The sequence below is a fragment of the Proteus sp. PR00224 genome (assembly GCF_016238105.1).
Classification (GTDB): Bacteria; Pseudomonadota; Gammaproteobacteria; order Enterobacterales; family Enterobacteriaceae; genus Proteus.
This window is the reverse complement of record NZ_JAEHQU010000004.1, coordinates 88,724-110,762: the sequence shown is the minus strand read 5'-3', so window position 1 is coordinate 110,762 and position 22,039 is coordinate 88,724. Positions and strand designations below refer to the sequence as shown.

Genomic DNA, 22,039 nt, shown 5'->3' with positions numbered 1-22,039 from the left:
GTTACTTACTTTGTGCAGAAGATGCGTTCTTCTGTTCAAAGTGATAGCGACCCGTCTTCAGGCTACTCGGCCCAAGGCGACCAAATTTGAACATCAGGAACATTTCAGCAACTAGGAATAATGTGTACAGACCACAGATAAGACCCATAGATACAAGGATATCAGCCTGTGTCAGTGAAGAAGTTGCTACAGCCGTAGGAAGGATTTCACCAATTGCCCACGGTTGACGTCCATATTCTGCAACAAACCAACCTGCTTCAACTGCAATCCATGGTAATGGAATACTTAACAGAGCAGTACGCAGTAACCATTTATAGTTACCAATACGGTTAGACAGAACTGTCCAGAAGGAAATCGCAACAACCAGTAACATCAGGAAGCCTGCGGCAACCATGATACGGAATGACCAAAACAGTGGTGCGACATTAGGAATAGTGTCTTTTGCAGCAGATTTGATTTGCTCTTCTGTTGCATCAACAACTTTATCAGTATAACGCTTCAGTAATAAACCGTAGCCTAAGTCTTGTTTAGCGTCATTAAAGGCAGCACGAATAGCAGGATCAGTATTACCTGAACGCAATTCACTTAATAATTCGTAAGCTTTCATACCATTACGAATACGAACTTCGTGTTGACTCATCAGATCATTAAGACCTAATACTGGTGTATCGAAAGAACGCGTTGCAATAATACCCATCACATAAGGGATTTGTAATGCAAACGAGTTTTCCATTTTTTCTTGATTAGGGAATGCAATCAGATTAAATGCAGCTGGAGCGGCTTCTGTATGCCATTCACCTTCAATTGCAGCCAGTTTGGTTTTCTGTACGTCACCCATTTCGTAACCAGATTCATCACCCAGTACGATAACAGATAATACAGCTGCGATACCAAAAGTAGCAGCAACTGCGAAAGAACGTTTTGCAAAACCGATATCACGACCTTTGAGCAAGTAGTAAGAGCTGATACCCAGAACAAAGAATGCACCAGTACAGTAACCAGCAGCAACGGTGTGAACAAATTTAACTTGAGCGACAGGGTTTAAAACCAGATCAGCAAAACTCAACATTTCCATTCGCATGGTTTCAAAGTTGAAGTCTGCAGCGACAGGGTTTTGCATCCAACCATTCGCAACAAGGATCCACAGTGCAGAGAAGTTAGAACCGAAAGCAACTAACCAAGTTACCATCAAGTGCTGCTTCTTACCTAAGCGATCCCAGCCAAAGAAGAACAATCCGACGAAAGTTGATTCTAAGAAGAACGCCATTAAACCTTCGATTGCTAAAGGCGCACCGAAGATATCACCGACGTAATGAGAGAAATATGACCAGTTAGTACCAAATTGGAACTCCATGGTCAACCCAGTTGCGACACCCAGAGCAAAGTTAATACCAAATAACTTACCCCAGAACTTTGTCATATCTTTGTAAACTTGTTTACCCGACAGAACATATATCGTTTCCATGATTGCCAGCATAAACGCCATACCCAGCGTTAATGGGACAAACAGGAAGTGATACATTGCTGTTAAGGCAAACTGTAACCGTGACAGTTCGACAATATCAAACATCTTGACTCCTTGCTCCTAGCAGGAAGACACCGACTTGCGGCAACCCGACTTTATTAAATTATAAAGCCTCATAACTACCAGCAATAAATGCCTCTAAAAACAACAACGAATATTAAAGACCAAAAACACAATACCTTACAAATAGTACGCTTATATTTACATATAATAAATATATTTTGCGTGACCCAGATTTGAATTCTGAGCTTAGGTCAACAATACGACTTTTAGGTTTGTAACAGCATATTTGATCGTGTGCCAATTTAAGCATATTCAGAAATTTTTGCCACAATTAATAACTTGACCCACATCAAAAAAACACTTTAATGTTAACTAGTTGCGAATAAATTACCCAATAGTTACCATTGTGTTAATGCAATGTTGTTTTTATTTTTAAGTGTAATTTACCTCCTTATATTTTCCATAAAAAAATTAACTTTTTATTTTCATAAAAGACTTAAAAATAAACACTTTTAATTGTGTTTTATTAATTTTAATATCAATTTCATTTTTTTGCAGGTAAATAATAAATATTTTAAAAAAATAATCTATTAATTAATAAGTTGAAATTTACAAAAATGTAAATATAAAAAAATACTCTTAATTATTTTATCTAATAAAGATATATAAAAAATCTGATCTTGATTATCCATTCCTAATGTTATTTCTTTTTTAGTTTCTTTTTTATTCTAAATAAACGAAGTGCAATAAATGTGTATTTAATTGATAAAGCACGAATCCGTTATTATCAATAAAAATAAATATCAATAAAAATCAATCAGATATCCAATAAAAATAAGTTATTTATTGAATGGAATGAGCAAAAACACAAAAACTCTTTTACTATATTCTCTTATCTAAATAGGGTGCTTTTCGAGATCCTCACGAACGTCTTATTATCAATTTTTATAACGGTAAGAAGGTCATAATTCATCTTTAATCGTCATTTTGATGTTTTATCATAATAAAAAGGTATTTTTTCCTATCAAAGAACTTACCTTCCCCCTCTTCCCCACGCATTCATTAACATGTTTAAAAGTCTATTTTCTTAGCAAAAATCAGTCTTACAGCGTGATCCTTGTATAAAATTAAAGCTAGTTATTACGATATTTATAGAAGCACTTATATTGAAAACAACATGAAACAAGTGTTCATTTTTTCTAACGACACTCTTTTTCACTCAAAACACGTATTTAAAATATTATTTTTAACAATTCAGGAGACTTATTTATGGTTTATATCATTATTTTTAGGCTCTACAAGAAAGTAAATAAATAGAAAAATGATGTTTTGAATACAGATCAATTTAAGAAAAAGACAATATAAAACAATTTATTAGCGTAAATTTAGGTAGGATATTGATGTGTTAATTACAATATCAGCTATTGATATGACTATTAAATGAAACTAGAAATAAAAAATGCCAGCTTCTTTTTAGAAAACTGGCATTTAAAATAGTATCAATCTGAAATTATTAACAGAATTGTTACTTACTTGATCAGTGATTTAATTGCTTCGCCGATATCCGCTAAGCTACGAACTGTTTTAACACCAGCAGCTTCTAGGGCAGCAAATTTCTCGTCCGCAGTGCCTTTACCACCAGCAATAATGGCACCCGCATGTCCCATACGTTTACCTTTAGGCGCTGTTACACCCGCGATATAGCCAACGACAGGCTTAGTGACGTGATCTTTGATATAAGCAGCCGCTTCTTCTTCTGCGGTGCCCCCAATTTCACCGATCATCACAATCGCTTCAGTTTGTGGATCTTCTTGGAATAGCTTCAGAATATCAATAAAGTTAGAACCCGGAATTGGGTCGCCACCAATACCAACACAGGTTGATTGGCCTAAGCCAACGTCCGTTGTTTGCTTAACCGCTTCATAAGTTAATGTACCTGAGCGAGATACAATACCTACTTTGCCTGGTAAGTGGATGTGTCCTGGCATAATACCAATCTTACATTCACCTGGCGTGATAACACCCGGGCAGTTAGGGCCAATCATACGTACGCCAGCTTCATCTAATTTAACTTTAACAGTCAGCATATCCAGCGTAGGAATACCTTCAGTAATAGTAATAATTAGTTTGATGCCTGCATCAATCGCTTCTAAGATTGAATCTTTACAAAATGGTGCGGGTACATAGATAACTGTCGCAGTTGCACCTGTTGCTTCAACAGCTTCACGTACTGTATTAAATACAGGTAAACCTAAGTGCGTAGTACCGCCTTTACCTGGTGTTACACCACCGACCATTTGCGTACCATAAGCAATAGCTTGCTCAGAGTGGAATGTTCCTTGGCTACCCGTGAAGCCTTGGCAAATTACTTTGGTATTCTTATCGATTAAAATAGACATTATTTTGCCTCCGCTGCTGCAACAACTTGTTTCGCGGCATCAGTTAAGCTTTTAGCAGCGATAATATTTAATCCACTATCCGCTAATTTCTTGGTGCCTAACTCTGCATTGTTTCCTTCAAGACGAACAACCACAGGAACATTAACGCCAACTTCTTCAACTGCGCCAATAATACCGTCTGCGATTAAGTCACAACGAACAATACCGCCGAAAATGTTGACTAATACAGCACTGACATTTTCATCTGACAAAATAATCTTAAATGCTTCAGTTACGCGCTCTTTTGTTGCACCACCACCTACATCGAGGAAGTTTGCAGGCTCGCCACCGTGGAGTTTAACGATATCCATTGTCCCCATCGCTAAACCAGCACCATTGACCATACAGCCAATGTTGCCATCTAATGCAACGTAGTTCAGTTCCCATTGTGCAGCTTGTGCTTCACGAGGATCTTCTTGTGAAGGATCGTGCATTTCACGCATTTCTGGTTGACGATACAACGCGTTGCTATCTACGCCTAATTTACCATCAAGACAAATCAGATCGTCTTCTTTAGTAATAACCAGTGGGTTAATTTCGATTAAAGCAAGGTCGCGCTCTAAGAAAATAGAGGCTAATCCCATAAAGATTTTAGCAAATTGACTAACTTGCTTGCCTTTTAAACCCAGTTTAAATGCTAATTCTCTTCCCTGATAAGGCATAGGGCCTGTCAGTGGATCAATAATGGCGCGATGAATAAGTTCTGGCATTTCTTCTGCCACTTTCTCAATTTCAACGCCGCCTTCTGTTGAGGCCATAAAGACAACGCGACGGGTACCACGGTCAACAACCGCTCCAAGATAAAGCTCTTTAGCAATATCAGTTGCAGCTTCAACTAAAATCTGTGTAACAGGCTGACCATTAGCGTCTGTTTGATAAGTGACTAAACGTTTGCCTAACCATTGTTCAGCAAATGCACGGATCTCTTCTTTAGATTTAACGACTTTTACGCCGCCCGCTTTACCACGTCCACCCGCGTGAACCTGACATTTCACGACCCAAGGGCCCTGACCGATTTTTGATGCAGCTTCTTCTGCCTCGCGCGGCGTGGAACAGGCGAAACCAGCAGGTGCTGGTAATCCATACCGTGTGAAAAGCTGTTTTGCCTGATACTCGTGTAAATTCATGATGTTCTATCCATAATCTTGTTGAAAGTCGGGCTTTCTTATTTTTTTGACTATAAGCCAGAGAAATCTGGCTTCACGAACACACTGTACTTCTTTGATGCTTGTGTCTGTTGCTAAGTAGGCAGGAGGAGCATCTCCTGCCTAAAAGCGATATTTATTACCTATACATCCAGTAATAAACGAGCTGGATCCTCTAGCATCTCTTTAACGGTTACTAAGAAACCGACAGACTCACGACCATCAATTAAACGGTGGTCATAAGACAGAGCCAGATACATCATTGGTAGAATAACAACCTGACCATCTACTGCCATTGGGCGATCTTTAATTGCATGCATCCCTAAAATGGCACTTTGTGGTGGGTTGATAATTGGAGTTGACATTAATGAACCGAAAACACCGCCATTTGTGATAGTGAAGTTACCACCTGTTAAGTCTTCAACAGTTAACTTACCGTCACGGCCTTTTACCGCTAACGCTTTGATGTTTTTCTCAATATCCGCCATGCTCATTGCATCCGCATCACGTAATACTGGTGTTACCAGACCACGCGGTGTTGATACTGCAATACTGATATCGAAGTAGTTGTGATAAACCACATCAGTACCATCGATAGAAGCATTGACTTCTGGATAGCGTTTCAGTGCTTCAACAACCGCTTTAATATAGAAAGACATAAAGCCTAAACGTACACCGTGGCGTTTTTCGAATGCTTCACCATACTGGGCACGCAAATCTTTGATTGGTTGCATGTTGATTTCGTTAAACGTTGTCAACATTGCAGTGGTATTTTTCGCTTCTAACAAGCGCTCTGCTACACGTTTACGTAAACGTGTCATTGGTACACGTTTTTCGCTACGGTGAGATAACAGTGCTTGAGGAACTTCTGCTACCGGTTGTGCCGTTGATTTATTCGCAACATGACCTTCGATATCTTGGCGAGTTAAACGTCCACCCACACCACTACCTTTCACATCAGCAGGGTTAATATCATGTTCAGCCACTAAGCGACGCGCTGTTGGACTTAAGGCATCATTATTGCCTTTTTCAGCAATATCAGCACTTTGACGCTGTGCTGGAGTGCTATCTTGAGCAGGTTTCACATCAGCAGGAATGCCAGTGCTATCACCTAAACGAATACGGCCTAGTAATTGGCGTGAACCAACAGTAGCGCCTTCTTCTTCAAGAATACTTTCTAAAACACCTGCTTCACTTGCAGGGACTTCTAAAACAACTTTATCTGTTTCGATTTCAACCAGCACTTCATCGCGTTGAATGCTATCACCAGGTTTTTTATGCCAAGTTGCGACTGATGCGTCAGCAACTGATTCAGGGAGATCCGGTACTAGAATATCTACACTACTCATTTTCTATCCTTATTTATTCAACTTTCAGTGCATCTTCAACCAGAGCTTTTTGTTGCTCCTGATGAACAGAGGTATAACCAACTGCTGGAGAGGCTGATGCAGGACGTCCTGCATAACGTAATGTTGCGCCTGTAGGAATAGCATCACGGAAGTTATGCTGACTACAGTACCAAGCACCTTGATTCAGAGGCTCTTCTTGACACCAAATAAACTCTTTTACATGAGCATAAGGTGCGAGAATTTGCGCAATATCTTCGTGAGGGAATGGATACAGTTGTTCAATACGAATAATGGCAACGTTGTTTTGCTCATTAGCACGACGCTGTTCTAATAAATCGTAGTAAACCTTACCGGAACACATCACAACACGTTTCACATCAGCAGGTTTTAAATCATCAATTTCACCAATGACAGGTAAGAATTTACCATTTGCTAATTCATCCAATGCAGAAACCGCTAATGGATGACGTAACAGTGATTTTGGTGACATTACGATAAGTGGGCGACGCATACCACGTAACGCTTGACGGCGTAACATATGGTAAACCTGAGCCGGAGTTGATGGCACACAAACCTGCATATTTTGTTCTGCACACAGTTGCAGATAACGTTCTAAACGTGCAGAGGAGTGCTCAGGACCTTGGCCTTCATAACCATGTGGTAACAGCATGACTAAACCACACATACGACCCCATTTTTGCTCACCAGAGCTAATAAATTGGTCGATAACCACTTGAGCAACGTTTGCGAAGTCACCAAATTGTGCTTCCCAAATCGTTAAACCACGAGGTTCCGTTGTGGCATAACCATATTCAAATGCAAGTACTGCTTCTTCTGTTAATACAGAGTCCCAGACATTAAATTGTCCTTGAGCATTATGAACATTAGCTAATGGTACATAAACAGAGCCATTTGTTTGATTATGAATAACGGCATGACGATGGAAGAATGTACCACGTCCCGCATCTTCACCAGAAAGACGAATGGTGATACCTTGGTCAACTAAAGTCGCATACGCTAATGTTTCTGCTGCACCCCAGTCGAGTAGTTTCTCACCTTCTGCCATAACAGCACGGTCAGCATAAATTTTCTCAACACGAGACTGCATCACGATTTCTGAAGGAACGGTACTCACACGGCGCGCTAAATCTTGTAAACGCGTTTTCTCTACTTTATGTGGATACTCTTCATTCCATTCGTGATTTAAATACGGTTCCCATGTGTAAGAATGCAGACCCATTGGGCGGTATTCTTCAACAACACAATCACCACGATCCAGCGCATCGCGATAGAGATTAACCAGTTCAGTCACATCATTGGCATCAAGCAATGATTGTGCAACCAGTTTATCCGCATAAATTTTACGTGGAGTTGGATGTTTTTTGATTTTTTGATACATCAGAGGCTGAGTCGCATTTGGCTCATCAGCTTCGTTGTGACCATGACGACGGTAACAAACGAGATCAATCATCACATCGCGTTTAAAGGTATTACGGAAATCCAATGCTAAGCGAGTTACAAAAGCGACTGCTTCAGGATCATCTGCATTAACGTGGAAAATTGGTGCCTGAACCATTTTCACAATATCAGTACAGTATTGTGTTGAACGGGCATCTTTTGGATTTGAAGTCGTAAAACCAACTTGGTTATTGATAACAATACGAACTGTACCGCCTACTTCATAGCCACGCGCTTGAGACATGTTCAGGGTTTCTTGCACAACACCTTGACCAGTCACAGCAGCATCACCATGAATAGTGATAGGAAGAACCATATTGCTACGCGCTTCATCTAAACGATCACGACGAGCACGAACAGAACCGATAACAACAGGGCTAACAATCTCTAAGTGAGACGGGTTAAAGGCTAATGCAAGGTGAACTTGCGCTCCTTCAGTCGCAAAATCAGACGAGAAACCTTGGTGATATTTAACATCACCTGTTCCCAAATGCTCTTTATGAATACCCGCAAATTCATCAAATAAATCAGCCGGTTTTTTACCTAGGATATTAACCAGAACGTTTAAACGTCCACGGTGTGCCATACCAAGAACCACTTCACGAGTGTCTTGTTTGCCTGCATGGCGAATTAAATCTTTTAACATCGGAACTAATGCATCACCACCTTCTAAAGAGAAGCGTTTTGCACCTGGGAATTTCGCGCCTAAATAGCGCTCTAAGCCTTCAGCTGCTGTTAGCTCTGTCAGGAAGCGTAACTTTTCTTCTTTAGTGAATTGGTCTGCAACATTCACTGATTCTAAACGTTGTTGTAGCCAGCGTTTTTCTTCAGTATTAGTGATATGCATATATTCAGCACCGATTGAACCACAGTAAATGCGTTTCAGTGCTTCATATAAATCACCTAATTTCATCGTTTCTTTGCCGATAGCAAAAGAACCGACGTTGAAAGTTTCTTCAAAGTCTTCTTTAGTTAGATTATGGAAAGCGGGATCTAAATCTGGAACAGATTCTTGTTTCCATAAACCAAGTGGGTCGAGATTAGCGTTTTGGTGACCACGAAAACGGAAGGCATTGATGAGCTGCAAAACTTTAACTTGTTTTGAGTCCATTGCCGGATCGCTTACCGAGGTATGATATCGAGTGGATTCTTTTGCGAGGCGTCTGAAGTAGTCGCGGGTTTGAGAATGCGACTGTTCTATGCCTTGACTTGCGGGCAGTTGTTGAAAAATCTCTCTCCAACTTTCGTCAACAGAGTTTGGGTCAGTTAGGTAATCTTCATAGATATCTTCTATGTAAGACTGATTCTCTCCTGCTAGAAAAGTTGATTCTAGCCAGTCCTTCATTGCGCCGTTCTGCATTATGATCCCTTAAGCTATACAGCTTTAGTTCGCCGTGGATAACTAATACCGTGATTAAACGGTGTCGATTGCAAGGTTCTCTTATGACCCGCTATCTCGCAGGTTCTTTAAATATGGAGCTTTAGCTCTCAAGGAACCTTTAAGCACTGTCTTCAGTGTTTAAAGGTGCCTTACTATTTTTACCGCAAACGTCTAATTTAGTTTTTCCATTAACCGCCCTAACTATTTTAGGGCGGTTATTATTTTATGCACTACGTTTTAACAACATTGACTTAATATGACCAATCGCTTTTGTTGGATTAAGTCCTTTAGGACATACGCTGACACAGTTCATGATGCCATGACAACGGAACACACTGAACGCATCGTTAAGATCATCAAGACGAGATTCAGTTTCTGTATCACGACTATCAATCAAGAAACGATAAGCCGCTAACAATCCAGCAGGTCCGATAAACTTATCTGGATTCCACCAGAATGACGGGCAAGAGGTTGAACAACAAGCACAAAGGATACAATCATAAAGTCCATCAAGCTTTTCACGCTGTTCTGGTGACTGTAAGTTCTCACGAGCAGGAGGATTTTTGCCATTATTAATTAAATACGGGCGAATTTTCTCATACTGTGTATAGAACTGAGTCATATCCACTATTAAATCACGAATTACTGGTAAACCGGGTAACGGTCTGATCACAATTTTCTTACTTCCTTTCTGTAAAGATGAAATAGGTGTGATACAAGCCAAACCATTTTTACCATTCATGTTCACGCCATCAGAGCCGCAAACACCTTCACGACAAGAGCGACGGAACGATAAGGTAGGATCTTTTTCCTTTAATTGAATTAATGCATCCAACAGCATCATGTCACGCCCTTCAGGAACTTCGAGGGTGTAATCTTGCATATGCGGCGCATTATCAACGTCGGGATTGTAACGATAAATCGAAAATTCAAGTTTCATATTTAAGTCTCCGCAACTTCAATAACACCGCTAATTAATATGTACGCACTTTTGGTGGGAAGGCTTCACGCAGTTTTGGCTGCATATTGACTTCACGTCGTGTCATTGTTTCGGTTTGCGGTTGATATAATGTATGGCATAACCAGTTCGCATCATCACGTTCTGGGAAATCGAAACGGCTATGAGCTCCACGGCTTTCTGTACGGAAGTTTGCAGATACCGCAGTGGCATAAGCAGTTTCCATCAGGTTATCTAATTCTAAGCATTCAATACGCTGTGTATTAAATTCACTTGAATTATCATCCAGTCGTGCATTTTGTAAGCGCTCACGAATAACTTTCAGTTCTTCTAAGCCTTTTGCCATTGCATCGCCTTCACGGAATACCGAGAAGTTATGTTGCATACAAGATTGCAGCGCTTTACGGATTTCAACTGGATCTTCACCAGAGCGGTTGTTTTCCCAGCGATTTAAGCGAGTTAATGCGGCTTCAACATCAGAATCGCTCGCATCACGCATTGTACCTTGTTCCATCAGTGACTCTTTTAAGTGAACTCCTGCTGAACGACCAAATACAACGAGGTCTAACAGTGAGTTACCACCTAAGCGGTTTGCACCATGAACAGATACACAAGCAATTTCACCTACTGCGAACAATCCAGGAATAACGACATCTTCGCCCTTCTCGTTCACACGAATAGCTTGACCCGTTACTTTTGTTGGAATACCCCCCATCATATAGTGACAAGTAGGTATAACAGGAATTGGTTCTTTAACTGGGTCAACGTGTGCGAAAGTACGAGAAAGATCAAGAATACCTGGTAAACGAGACTCAAGAACTTCTTTACCCAGATGATCGAGTTTTAATTTCGCATGAGGGCCCCAAGGACCATCACAACCACGACCTTCACGAATTTCGATCATAATAGAACGCGCAACCACATCGCGGCCGGCAAGGTCTTTGGCGTTCGGTGCGTAACGTTCCATAAAGCGTTCACCGTCTTTATTTAACAGATATCCGCCTTCACCACGACAACCTTCAGTCACTAATACGCCCGCACCCGCAATACCCGTTGGGTGGAATTGCCACATTTCCATATCTTGCAGAGGAACACCTGCGCGAACAGCCATACCCACACCATCACCTGTGTTGATATGCGCATTTGTGGTTGACTGGTAAATACGACCTGCACCGCCAGTAGCTAAAATCGTAGCGTTTGCTTTGAAATAAACGACTTCACCCGTTTCGATGCAAATTGCAGTACAACCAACGATATCGCCATCTTGGTTTTTCACTAAATCCAGTGAATACCACTCTGAAAAGATGGTTGTGTGATTTTTTAAATTTTGCTGATAAAGGGTATGCAACAATGCGTGCCCAGTACGGTCAGCAGCAGCAGCTGTACGTGCAGCTTGTTCACCACCAAAGTTTTTTGACTGACCACCAAATGGACGCTGATAAATACGACCATCATCTAGGCGAGAAAATGGGAGTCCCATATGTTCTAGCTCTAAAATTGCTTCAGGGCCGGTTTTACACATATATTCGATAGCGTCTTGGTCACCAATATAGTCGGAACCTTTTACCGTATCGTACATGTGCCATTCCCAGTTATCCTCATGGGTATTACCCAGTGCAACTGTAATACCACCTTGAGCGGAAACAGTATGAGAACGAGTAGGAAAAACTTTAGAAATCAGTGCACAAGACAGACCCATTTGAGAAATCTGTAAAGCGGCACGCATACCAGCACCACCTGCACCAATAACAACGGCATCAAACTCTCTTACTGGCAGATTCATTACACACCCCACACCACAATTGTTCCATAAATAAGATAAACCAACAGCGCAACAACAATAATCAGTTGTAAAGTCAGGCGTAATGCCAGCGGTTTAATATAGTCCGTTAACACTTGCCACATTCCGATCCACGCGTGAATAAGAATAGAAAGCAGGGTCAAGATGGTGAACACTTTGGTTAAGGATGAGCTAAAGAACCCACGCCATACCTCATAGGTTATTTCTGTTGTAGCAATAAATCCCACAAGATAAAGAACATATAAAACAATAATAATGGCTGAGGCACGAAGGAATAACCAATCCTGTATGCCAGTACGGCCTAAAGTAGAAGAATTACTTACCATACTAATACCCCCGCCAATATTGATAAAATAACTGTAATAACCATTGATGCAGCCGCTGAGTTGCGACCTACAATCAAGGTTTCATCAATAAAGCCGAAGTCCATTAACATATGACGAATACCACCACAAATGTGATATGCCAATGCCGTTAGGATGCCCCACAAAATAAATTTCGCGAAGAAGCCAGTCATAATTTCAGCAGCTTGCTGAAAACCTTCAGGAGAGGAGAGAGAGGTGCCAAGTAACCACAGTAAGATGCCAACTGCGACTAACATGATAACCCCAGAGACACGATGTAAGATCGATGCGATAGCAGGGAGTGGAAACTGTATCGTCTGTAAATCCAGATTGACAGGTCTTTGTTTTTTCACAATTTATGCCCACACAGCTTTTATAATTTTTCCTTCCTCCGGACCTGGATGGAAATCAAACAGCGAATGGGGTACAAAGGCACATTTTAAGTAAAATGTTAAATCCGTCTATTTTACAAAAAGTGTGGATTCGTTACGCTGGTTCTCCATACAACAACGGTTCCGGAGACCTGCGCGCAGTATAAGTGCTTCACAAAATTATTACAATTACCACACAACTTGTGTGCCCGACATTTGCCTCGAACAGTGAGAGGGATCACTATTTAATACATCCGATGCAAAAATGATTATCATTTTTGACACATACACAACATTTTTATTACATTCACTGCATTATTTTAATGTTTATGTTTTTTTTGTGCGCAAACACGCTTCCAGAAACCTCAAACTTATGTAAAAGTGATAGCAGTACTAATTCTAAGTGCATTGCATAAAAAAGCACCTAAAAAAACATAACATCAAAAGCTCCTTAACATAAGTGACACACTATAGACCTAGACATTACGGGCACTAAATAAAACTCGGCTGGGTACCTTACATCAACTATAGTTTCACTATCGAAGTGCATCTTTATGAAGATACCCTCGATATTGTTAGGAGACATATAAGCGCTAAGGAGATTATAAATGGCTGATAACAAAGCTAAGCTAACGATTGCTGAAACATCTGTAGACTTGGACGTTCTATCCCCTACACTCGGTTCCAAAGTTATTGATATTCGTACTCTCGGCTCCAAAGGTTATTACACCTATGATCCCGGCTTTACCTCAACCGCCTCTTGTGAGTCAAAAATCACTTTTATTGATGGTGATAACGGTATCTTACTTCACCGTGGTTTCCCTATCGGGCAATTAGCGACTGAATCAACATACTTGGAAGTCTGTTATATCCTGCTGTACGGTGAAGCACCGACACAGGAGCAATACGATAAATTTAAAACCACAGTAACTCGTCACACCATGATCCATGAACAAATCACCCGACTGTTCAATGGGTTCCGTCGTGACTCACACCCAATGGCCGTACTGTGTGGTGTTACAGGGGCTTTAGCTGCGTTCTATCACGATGCATTGGATGTCAGTAATCCAGTTCACCGTGATATCACGGCTTATCGCCTACTATCAAAAATGCCAACAGTGGCAGCGATGTGTTACAAATACTCGATTGGCCAACCTTTTGTTTATCCAAAAAATGACCTCTCCTATGCAGGTAACTTCTTGCATATGATGTTTGCAACACCATGCGAAGAGTATGTTGTTAATCCAGTACTTGAACGTGCAATGGATAGAATTTTCATCCTTCACGCAGATCACGAGCAAAATGCATCAACCTCGACTGTACGTACTGCGGGCTCTTCTGGTGCAAACCCATTTGCCTGTATCGCAGCAGGGATCGCGTCACTTTGGGGGCCAGCTCACGGTGGTGCTAACGAAGCTTGTCTGCGTATGCTGGAAGAGATCAAAACGGTTGAACACATTCCTGAATTTATTAAACGTGCAAAAGATAAAAATGACTCCTTCCGTTTAATGGGCTTTGGTCACCGTGTTTACAAAAACTACGATCCTCGTGCAACAGTAATGCGTGAAACCTGTCATGAAGTGTTAAAAGAATTAAACCTCAATGACAGCTTACTTGAAGTGGCAATGGAATTAGAACGTATTGCCCTAAACGACCCGTATTTTATTGAGAAAAAACTGTACCCTAACGTTGACTTCTACTCTGGTATTATCCTTAAAGCGTTAGGTATCCCATCCAATATGTTTACGGTTATTTTTGCTATTGCACGTACAATTGGTTGGATTGCTCACTGGAATGAAATGCACGAAGATGGTCTGAAAATTGCGCGTCCTCGTCAGCTTTATACTGGTTATGATGAGCGCGATTTCAAAAGTGAAATTAAAAAGAAATAATTGAGTTTTATTAATTATTTATCTTGCTAAGCCCCGTTTAAATCGGGGCTTTATGTTTTAAAATTATCAACAAAATCTAATCAGCTTTTTAAATATTCTTGCGGAGTTTGCCCTGTCATTTTTTTAAAAAAGGTAATAAAGGCACTATCACTGGCAAATCCTAATATCTGGCTAATATCAATATAGCGATGATGGGTAGCTAACAACTCAATGGCTTTCATTAACCGCCATTGTTGGCGCCATTGTTGATAGCTCAGTCCTGTTTCTTTGTAAAATAAGCGTGTGATCGTTTTTTCACTCGCCCCTACGAACTTTGCCATTTCTTGTAATGCTGGCGGTAAATCATCAAAGGATAAACGACTTAGCCGTCTATCTTTAGGCATAAATAAATGATTGGGTTGTCGCGGTGCCTGAGTGATTTCATCAAAGAAAACTGCCAATAAATTAGCGTAGCGCCCTTCTTCCCATTGAGTATCAAAATCAGCAATGGAAATTCGCTCTAATATTTCTCGTAAAAGAGGTGAAATTGTTAATATTTCACTCTCAATTGGAAAATTATCATGAAATTCTTCACTAATATAAACTGAACGATATCCAACAGAGGCATACATTTCGACTCGATGCTCAACTCTTGGGGGGATCCACGCAATCCTCATGGGAGGTAATACAGAAACGCGGGTGGCCAAAGTAATTCGCATACATCCTGACTGCGTAAATAATAACTGCCCTCTATCATGAGAATGAAATCCTGAATCGTGCTTTCCCATTTCTGCTGCAATACCAACGACTGATGCAAGATGCTCTTCTGGCACAAAGTGGTCGTATTGATTAAGCCAAGCCATCACTTGTCCTATTTGAAATATAATATGTCTTTATATATATAACGAGACATTCATTATCTCTGTATTCTGTTCATCAAGATTTAAGGATGTAGGATAAAAAAGATGAACAAAAAACTCTCTTTATGGTTAGCAATTGCGTTAATGATGTTTCCACAAATTGCAGAAACCATTTATAGCCCAGCACTTACTGATATTGCAAACGGCTTTTATGTCAGTGCAAACGAGGCTGGACAAACACTTTCGCTCTATTTCTTTGCGTTTGCATTGGGCGTCATTATATGGGGTCGATTATGTGATGTCATTGGTCGTCGTCCGACAATGTTAGCTGGGTTGTTTATTTATGCTATTGCTTGCCTTGGCGTTTTTATGACCAATGACTTTTCTGTATTACTTGGGCTGCGCATGCTCTCTGCTTTTGGTGCTGCGGTAGGCTCAGTCGGCACACAAACCATTATGCGTGATGTGTACAGTGGTGATGAACTGGCTAAAGTTTTCTCTGTTATGGGGGCAGCTATCGCTCTAAGCCCAGCAATTGGGATGCTAAGTGGTTCATTATTAGTGAGTTATGCTGGTTACCAAGGTGTATTTAGTGGCCTTGCCCTCCTCGCTATGATTTTACTGTTATGGAGTACTTTTGCTTTACCTGAAAGTCGCCCTAAAACAGTAAAAACAGCACCGTTAGGAGAAACTGCAATAAACATGCTTAAGGATAAGCAAATTGCTAAAACAGTATTATTAATTGCCTTTTTTAATATCAGCCTATTTGCTTATTATCAATTGGCTCCTTTTATGTTTGATAATCAAGGTTATAGCGCAAGTACTTTTGGCTATAGTGGTATTGTGTTAGCAATAGGTGTGGGCATAGGTTCTTATATTAATAAAGCCTTATTAAACCAGCATTGGCAGTGTGAGAAATTAGTATTACTCGCGAGTTTTATTGCGTTGATAAGTGCAGTCGGTGTTTATTTATTACGTAACCACATTAGCTTTGTTATTCCGATGATGGCCAGTGTTGTGGCTTATGGCATTGCTATTCCAAATATTTTAGCCACAGCATTAGCACAATATAAAGATCGTTTAGGCACTGCGGGGGCATTATTAGGTTTATTCTACTATCTATTAATTGGTGGCGGGCTTGCTCTTGCGGGATGGGGTCAAAGTTTAGCAATCACTTTACTGATTTGTAGTCTAGGTTCATTGTTACTCTCTTTTTCTCGTCAAACGACAAAATAATAAATTGATCCCGCACTGAATAAAAGGTACGGGATTTTTTCTAGCAATATTAAGTTTCGTTTTTTACTGTTAATTTTTAATCAATTTAGCTAAGGGTTAACGCTTATTTTGCTAAACAGACAATTCTTAATCTTTTTAAATTCAACAAAAAACACCTTTATTCTCATTTCTTCATTTTCAGCACTTTTTCCTAATATACCTATTTATATAAAGCTAAATTGAATATTAATAAAGTTCAGTTAAATTTTTTAGCGTTTATCTCTATTAATTTAACCAATAACACCTCTTATCTTTATTTATGATAGTGATAATCAAATTGTTCGCATTGCTATTTCATGGTAAAAAAAACTGTTTATCCATACATAGCTTAAGGAACTGGCGTGATAAAAAAAATCTTAGACATTTTTCCTATTTTTGGGAAAAAAGACGTCGCAATTACTGAAAAACACCTCCAAGAATCCCTCGTATTACTTGCTGTATTCGATGAAGGATTACCTAAACGTGCATTAAATTATGTCCTTACAGGTGAAAACCCTGAAGTGCTTTTTGAATTAAATAAGCTGGATGCTTCAAAAGCGGCCGTTTACTTTGATAAGCCCGGTACGTTAGAGTGGTGGTATGCACATGGCGTAAATACAGGAAAATACAGTAAAATTATCACGCAAGGGCTAAATGCTCGACACAAACTCTATTCTAAAGTCGGTGATGGCTTTTCAGCAGAACAAGTGGCTCGTTACGGAAAAGTGCTGGCTGCGGCTTGCCAAGATATCAATATCAAAATAACAACCAAAGAAGTGCCATCTTGGGTGCTTTATCTGCTTATTGACGTATTTTATAACACCTATGAAAATGCGCGTAATCTAAACTTAGAACACCGTAAACATTGGAATATGGCATTTATTGCCAATATGGTCGAACAAGAAGCGAATATTGCAGGTGAAAATGCCTTATTTGCTGTGTTTGATAGAAAAGACATTTCTGAATACTATGCCACTAATCTTAAACGTATTTATGAATTAGATGATCTCTCTGATTATTTAATGACGCATCAAGAATTTATCCGAAAAGAATTAATTGAAAAACTTTCAGCTAACGGCTTAGTAGAACTGATTAATTACTTAAATAAGAATACCGTATTACGTGACACCTTTGCAGATATTATCGTTTTACTTGCCACCAGCAGTTTAAAAACCGTTAAAAAAGCCGCAGAGCCAATTTTAGTCACCTTACCGCCTGAAATTGTTAAACAAAATCTTACCCATGTTTTAATAAATGGTACGCCAAAACAACGTACTCAAGCAGCAGATTTATTTGCACGCCAAGGTGAAAACCGTGATGTACTAGAAGAAGCGTTAAAACATGAAACCTCAAAATCGGTAATGAAAAGTATTGAAAGCGCCCTACTACGTTTTAATGTTGCAGAAGATGCCAATACCGTAGAGGCCATTGAGACTCCTGATTTTACGCCATTAGAAGACACGCCATTACCTGATAGCGTTCGCGATATGATGGTCAATAACTTCAATGAGATCTTAGTCAAAGCCAAAGAAAATGCTGAACGTGAAATTGAAGAAAATAAAACGGCTAAACACACTTATAATTGGGCACAACGCCATTTAAAAGATTTATCTAAAATTGATGAAAAACAGTGTCGTGCAATAGTAGATAAACTGAATAGTGGACAAGGCTCTATTCAATCAAATGAAATTCAAATCATTAAACATAAAAATCGTGTTTTAAATTTACCTGAATATACTCTATTTCATGCTGTACGTGTGATAGTGAATAATCGCCAACATGCCGATCACTTCTCCTCTCATTATTTTAATGGCGAAATTCCTGAACGCTTGTTTAGTGATATTGAATTACGCCATCTTGAAGACGTGCTGCAACGTTGCAACTTTAAAAATGCAACCCGCCTGACTGCTGCATTATGTTTAGAATCTTATGAAGATGGTTTAAAACGCTTCCGTAGACCAGAGCAAATTTGGCCTTTCTTCTCTCAACATCCAGATTATATCGCTGAAGCGCTGAATTTAATGCCAAGTCAAAGCGAGCGTCGCTATCGCCAGTTTGAAATTTCACAAGGCATTAAAGTACTAGGTCGTTTCCCTACCATTCCAGCACAATTCGTGCCTCGAATTATGGAGCTGGCATTGGGTGAAAATAAAATGCACCGCGTTTCAGCGCAGAATTTACTTGAGACACTACCAAATATTCATACAAGTGCTCAAGAAGGTTTATCTTCTGCGAAACAAGAAATTCGCGTTACCGCTATTGAGTGGTTGGCACGTTTAAAAAATCCAGAATCATTGCCTGCATTGAATGCCTTATTGAAAAAAGAAAAACGCGAAGTAGTACGAGCCTCTTTATTAACAGCGTTAGAGGAACTTGGTGAAGATATCTCAAGTTATTTATCACCAAAAACGCTATTAGCTGAAGCTGAAAAAGGTCTTAAAGCCAAAGCACCTGCAAGCCTTGCTTGGTTTAACTTTGATGCTATTCCTGCATTAACGTGGGAAAACAAAAAAGCAGTTGATCCAGCGATTATTCGTTGGTGGATTATTCTGGCAGTAAAACTAAAAATGCCAGGAGGAAACGCGTTATTACAACGTTATATCGGACTGCTTTCTACCGATAGCCAACATAAACTTTCAAGCTTTATTCTGCATACCTTCGTGGCTCAGGATATTAAAGGACCAACACTTGAAGAAGCGATGTTAGAAGCGCGAAAAAATGCCCCTTCTCGCTTAACGCAATACAAAGATTGGGCTAAACGTTATCCTGAATATTATGCTAAATATGAAACCTATACTTTAGAGCAAGTGATTGAAGAGATTAAAAACGAGGTGCTACGTCGTTATTTAGGCTCTGCCATTAGTGATAAAGGTATGCTTGCCCTGGTTTGCGGTATTGAAGGCCATGTTGCAGTATCTGTATTACGTAACTATATGCGTGATCACTATCAGCGCCGTGCGCAAATTGAAGCCATGATTGATGCGGTAGCATCAAGCAATGATCCTATTATCATTCAGCTTCTTCTTTCATTATCACGTCGCTATCGCACCGCGTCTGTACAAGAAAAAGCCCGTAATTTAGTCACGCAAATTGCTGAGCGTAATGGCTGGAGTGCTGATGAATTAGCAGATAGAACCATTCCAACCGCAGGCTTTGATGATACTGGTACATTAGTACTGGAATATGGTGAGCGTATCTTTACCGCGAAGATGGATGCAAAACAAAAACTGGTCTTGTTTAATCCTGAAGGTAAAGAAGTTAAAGCCTTACCTGCTGCGCGTAAAAATGACGATGCAGAGCTTATCAAAGAAGCGAAAAAACTCTTCACTTCAAGTAAAAAAGAACTTAAACAAGTTATTGAGCTACAAAGTGTGCGTTTATATGAAGCCATGTGTGCTCAACGTCAGTGGTTAAGCGCAGATTGGCAAGAATATATCTTAGCTCACCCAATCATGCATAAACTGATTGAACAACTGGTTTGGCAAGAAGTGAAAGATGGCAAGGTTATCAATACATTCCGTCCTTCTGATGACGGTGCATTGCTTGATCTAGAAGATGATGAAGTGACTTTACAAAACGATTCGTTGATCCAGCTTGCTCACGCAGCATTGGTTAATGAAGATGAACGTAAGGCATGGATGGCTCATTTCAAAGATTACAAAGTGAAATTCTTGTTCTCACAAATGGAACATAAAATCCCTGAGTTAGATCTAAAACTGACTGAGATTGAAGATAGAAAAGGTTGGATCACTGATACCTTCACACTACGTGGCATTTTAACCAAAATGGGCTATCAACGTGGACCAGCTGAAGATGGTGGTTCGTTCTCTCACTATTACAAATTCTTCTCTAGTTTAAACTACTATGTAAATATCGGTTTCAGTGGTAGCTATGTTCCAGAAGAAAACATTCCAGCGGTCTTATTTGATTTGAGCTTTGAAAAAAATCAGCAAGATTACTGGGATCGTAATAATGTTGAGCTAAAAGATGTACCACCCATTCTATTAGCAGAAAGCTATGCTGATTATCTAAAAGTCGCTGAAGCTTGTGCAGGATTTGATCCTGAATGGGAAAAGAAAACACCTTGGTAAAGAATAGGGATAATTAGGAAAAAATATGGCTAAAAAAGCACCCGCAGATCAACAAGCAATTAGGGAAAGCGCTGAGGTTCGATTTGCCCAAGAGTTAGAGCGTTTAACAAAAGCTGATGCTAATAATCCTAAACCACAAGGATGGCTTCGCTCTCCTCGTGCTGTACGCCAATTTATTTTAGGTGATGATGCATTAGGCATCACACCTAAGTTTTTCGGCGATGATGCATTGGTTGATCGTGCAATTGTCACATTATTGGGTAAACAAGGTTTAATGCTGGTTGGTGAACCTGGTACAGCAAAATCAATGCTCTCAGAGCTTTTTGCTGCTGCCATCAGTGGTGATTCAGGATTAACTATCCAAGGCACTGCCGGCACAACAGAAGATCATATTAAGTATTCTTGGAACTATGCATTGCTATTAGCAGAAGGCCCAACAGAACGCGCTTTAGTGGGATCACCACTTTATCAAGGTATGTTGCAAGGTAAAATTGTTCGCTTTGAAGAGATAACCCGTTGCCCGCCTGAAATTCAGGATGTGCTGGTTTCCTTGATGTCAGAGAAACAATTGATGATCCCTGAAATGGGTGATGGTGCACGTATTAGTGCAAAACCGGGATTTAACCTTATTGGTACAGCAAACTTACGTGATCGCGGTGTTCATGAAATGTCGGCTGCATTAAAGCGCCGTTTTAACTTTGAAACCGTGAAACCTATTCGTGATCCTGCATTTGAAATTAGCTTAATCCAATCACAGCTTGAAAATGAATTAGGCTCTTTAGCAAATGAAGTCACTGTACCCGCAGATGTTGTGGAATTACTGGTCACAACATTCCAAGAGTTGCGTTCAGGTAATACGAAAGATGGTGGCAATATCAAAACACCTGATGCGGTTATGTCAACCGCAGAAGCCGTGAACATTGCTTATGCTTGTGCTTTAGAAGCACATTATTTAGGTGATGGTGTAATGAATGCAGGTGCAATTGCCCGCCAACTAATTGGTGTTGTATTAAAAGACAATGCTGATGATATCAAACGTATTCGTTATTACATGGACAACGTAGCCAGAGAGAGAGCAAGAAACAGTAAAGAGTGGAAAGCTTTCTTTGATGCATCAAAAGAGTTTTGGCAATAAAACGCTAAGACTCGTGGCTACGCATTAAAATACGTTATTTATCTATTAAAGGCAG

General features: G+C 40.0%; 14 protein-coding genes. 4 read left to right on the top strand and 10 right to left on the bottom strand.

The genetic code is table 11. The features are described 5' to 3' along the window. Nucleotide 1 precedes the first annotated feature (1 nt). From cydA to sdhC, 9 genes are all read right to left on the bottom strand, one after another. Nucleotides 2-1,570, bottom strand: coding sequence for a cytochrome ubiquinol oxidase subunit I (gene cydA, locus JEP71_RS09110; protein ID WP_198626123.1), 1,569 nt, complete (start codon nt 1,568-1,570; stop codon nt 2-4). A 1,487-nt stretch (nt 1,571-3,057) separates the two neighbouring features. After that, a complete protein-coding gene (gene sucD, locus JEP71_RS09105; protein ID WP_006537657.1) occupies nt 3,058-3,927 on the bottom strand; it encodes a succinate--CoA ligase subunit alpha in 870 nt (289 codons plus the stop codon). Beyond that, complete coding sequence (gene sucC / locus JEP71_RS09100) at nt 3,927-5,093, bottom strand: ADP-forming succinate--CoA ligase subunit beta (RefSeq protein WP_198626122.1); 1,167 nt, start codon at nt 5,091-5,093, stop codon at nt 3,927-3,929. The genes sucD and sucC overlap by 1 nt, the downstream gene beginning before the upstream one ends. 161 nt (nt 5,094-5,254) lie before the next feature. Further along, complete coding sequence (odhB, locus tag JEP71_RS09095; protein WP_023581185.1) at nt 5,255-6,460, bottom strand: 2-oxoglutarate dehydrogenase complex dihydrolipoyllysine-residue succinyltransferase; 1,206 nt, start codon at nt 6,458-6,460, stop codon at nt 5,255-5,257. A gap of 13 nt (nt 6,461-6,473) precedes the next feature. Next, a complete protein-coding gene (sucA, locus tag JEP71_RS09090) occupies nt 6,474-9,278 on the bottom strand; it encodes a 2-oxoglutarate dehydrogenase E1 component (protein ID WP_109373950.1) in 2,805 nt (934 codons plus the stop codon). Between the two features lie 244 nt (nt 9,279-9,522). Continuing rightward, nucleotides 9,523-10,239, bottom strand: a complete 717-nt coding sequence (locus JEP71_RS09085; RefSeq protein ID WP_006537662.1) for a succinate dehydrogenase iron-sulfur subunit — start codon at nt 10,237-10,239, stop codon at nt 9,523-9,525. Between the two features lie 34 nt (nt 10,240-10,273). Beyond that, nucleotides 10,274-12,040, bottom strand: coding sequence for a succinate dehydrogenase flavoprotein subunit (sdhA, locus tag JEP71_RS09080; protein WP_023581183.1), 1,767 nt, complete (start codon nt 12,038-12,040; stop codon nt 10,274-10,276). Then, nucleotides 12,040-12,384, bottom strand: a complete 345-nt coding sequence (gene sdhD / locus JEP71_RS09075; RefSeq protein ID WP_006537664.1) for a succinate dehydrogenase membrane anchor subunit — start codon at nt 12,382-12,384, stop codon at nt 12,040-12,042. The genes sdhA and sdhD overlap by 1 nt, the downstream gene beginning before the upstream one ends. Further along, nucleotides 12,378-12,758: a succinate dehydrogenase cytochrome b556 subunit gene (gene sdhC, locus JEP71_RS09070; RefSeq protein ID WP_129586864.1), complete on the bottom strand. Its 381-nt coding sequence runs from the start codon at nt 12,756-12,758 to the stop codon at nt 12,378-12,380. Before sdhC ends, sdhD begins: the two co-directional genes overlap by 7 nt. A gap of 623 nt (nt 12,759-13,381) precedes the next feature. Here sdhC and JEP71_RS09065 point away from each other — a divergent pair. Next, nucleotides 13,382-14,665 (top strand): citrate synthase, encoded by a 1,284-nt coding sequence (locus JEP71_RS09065; protein WP_100159450.1) that lies wholly within the window; start codon nt 13,382-13,384, stop codon nt 14,663-14,665. Nucleotides 14,666-14,745: 80 nt separating this feature from the next. Here the strand turns inward: JEP71_RS09065 and JEP71_RS09060 are convergent, their stop codons facing one another. Further along, nucleotides 14,746-15,507, bottom strand: a complete 762-nt coding sequence (locus JEP71_RS09060; protein WP_198626121.1) for an AraC family transcriptional regulator — start codon at nt 15,505-15,507, stop codon at nt 14,746-14,748. A gap of 102 nt (nt 15,508-15,609) precedes the next feature. Between JEP71_RS09060 and JEP71_RS09055 the strand changes: the two genes are divergently transcribed. The 3 genes from JEP71_RS09055 to JEP71_RS09045 all read left to right on the top strand — a co-directional run bounded on the left by JEP71_RS09055 (nt 15,610) and on the right by JEP71_RS09045 (nt 21,984). Then, nucleotides 15,610-16,740: a multidrug effflux MFS transporter gene (locus JEP71_RS09055; protein ID WP_198620412.1), complete on the top strand. Its 1,131-nt coding sequence runs from the start codon at nt 15,610-15,612 to the stop codon at nt 16,738-16,740. Nucleotides 16,741-17,120: 380 nt separating this feature from the next. Continuing rightward, complete coding sequence (locus tag JEP71_RS09050) at nt 17,121-20,849, top strand: DUF4132 domain-containing protein (RefSeq protein ID WP_198626120.1); 3,729 nt, start codon at nt 17,121-17,123, stop codon at nt 20,847-20,849. A gap of 25 nt (nt 20,850-20,874) precedes the next feature. Further along, the gene (locus tag JEP71_RS09045) at nt 20,875-21,984 is read left to right on the top strand and encodes an ATP-binding protein (RefSeq protein ID WP_100159446.1); all 1,110 of its coding nucleotides are present in this window, start codon (nt 20,875-20,877) and stop codon (nt 21,982-21,984) included. The last annotated feature ends 55 nt before the right edge of the window (nt 21,985-22,039 follow it).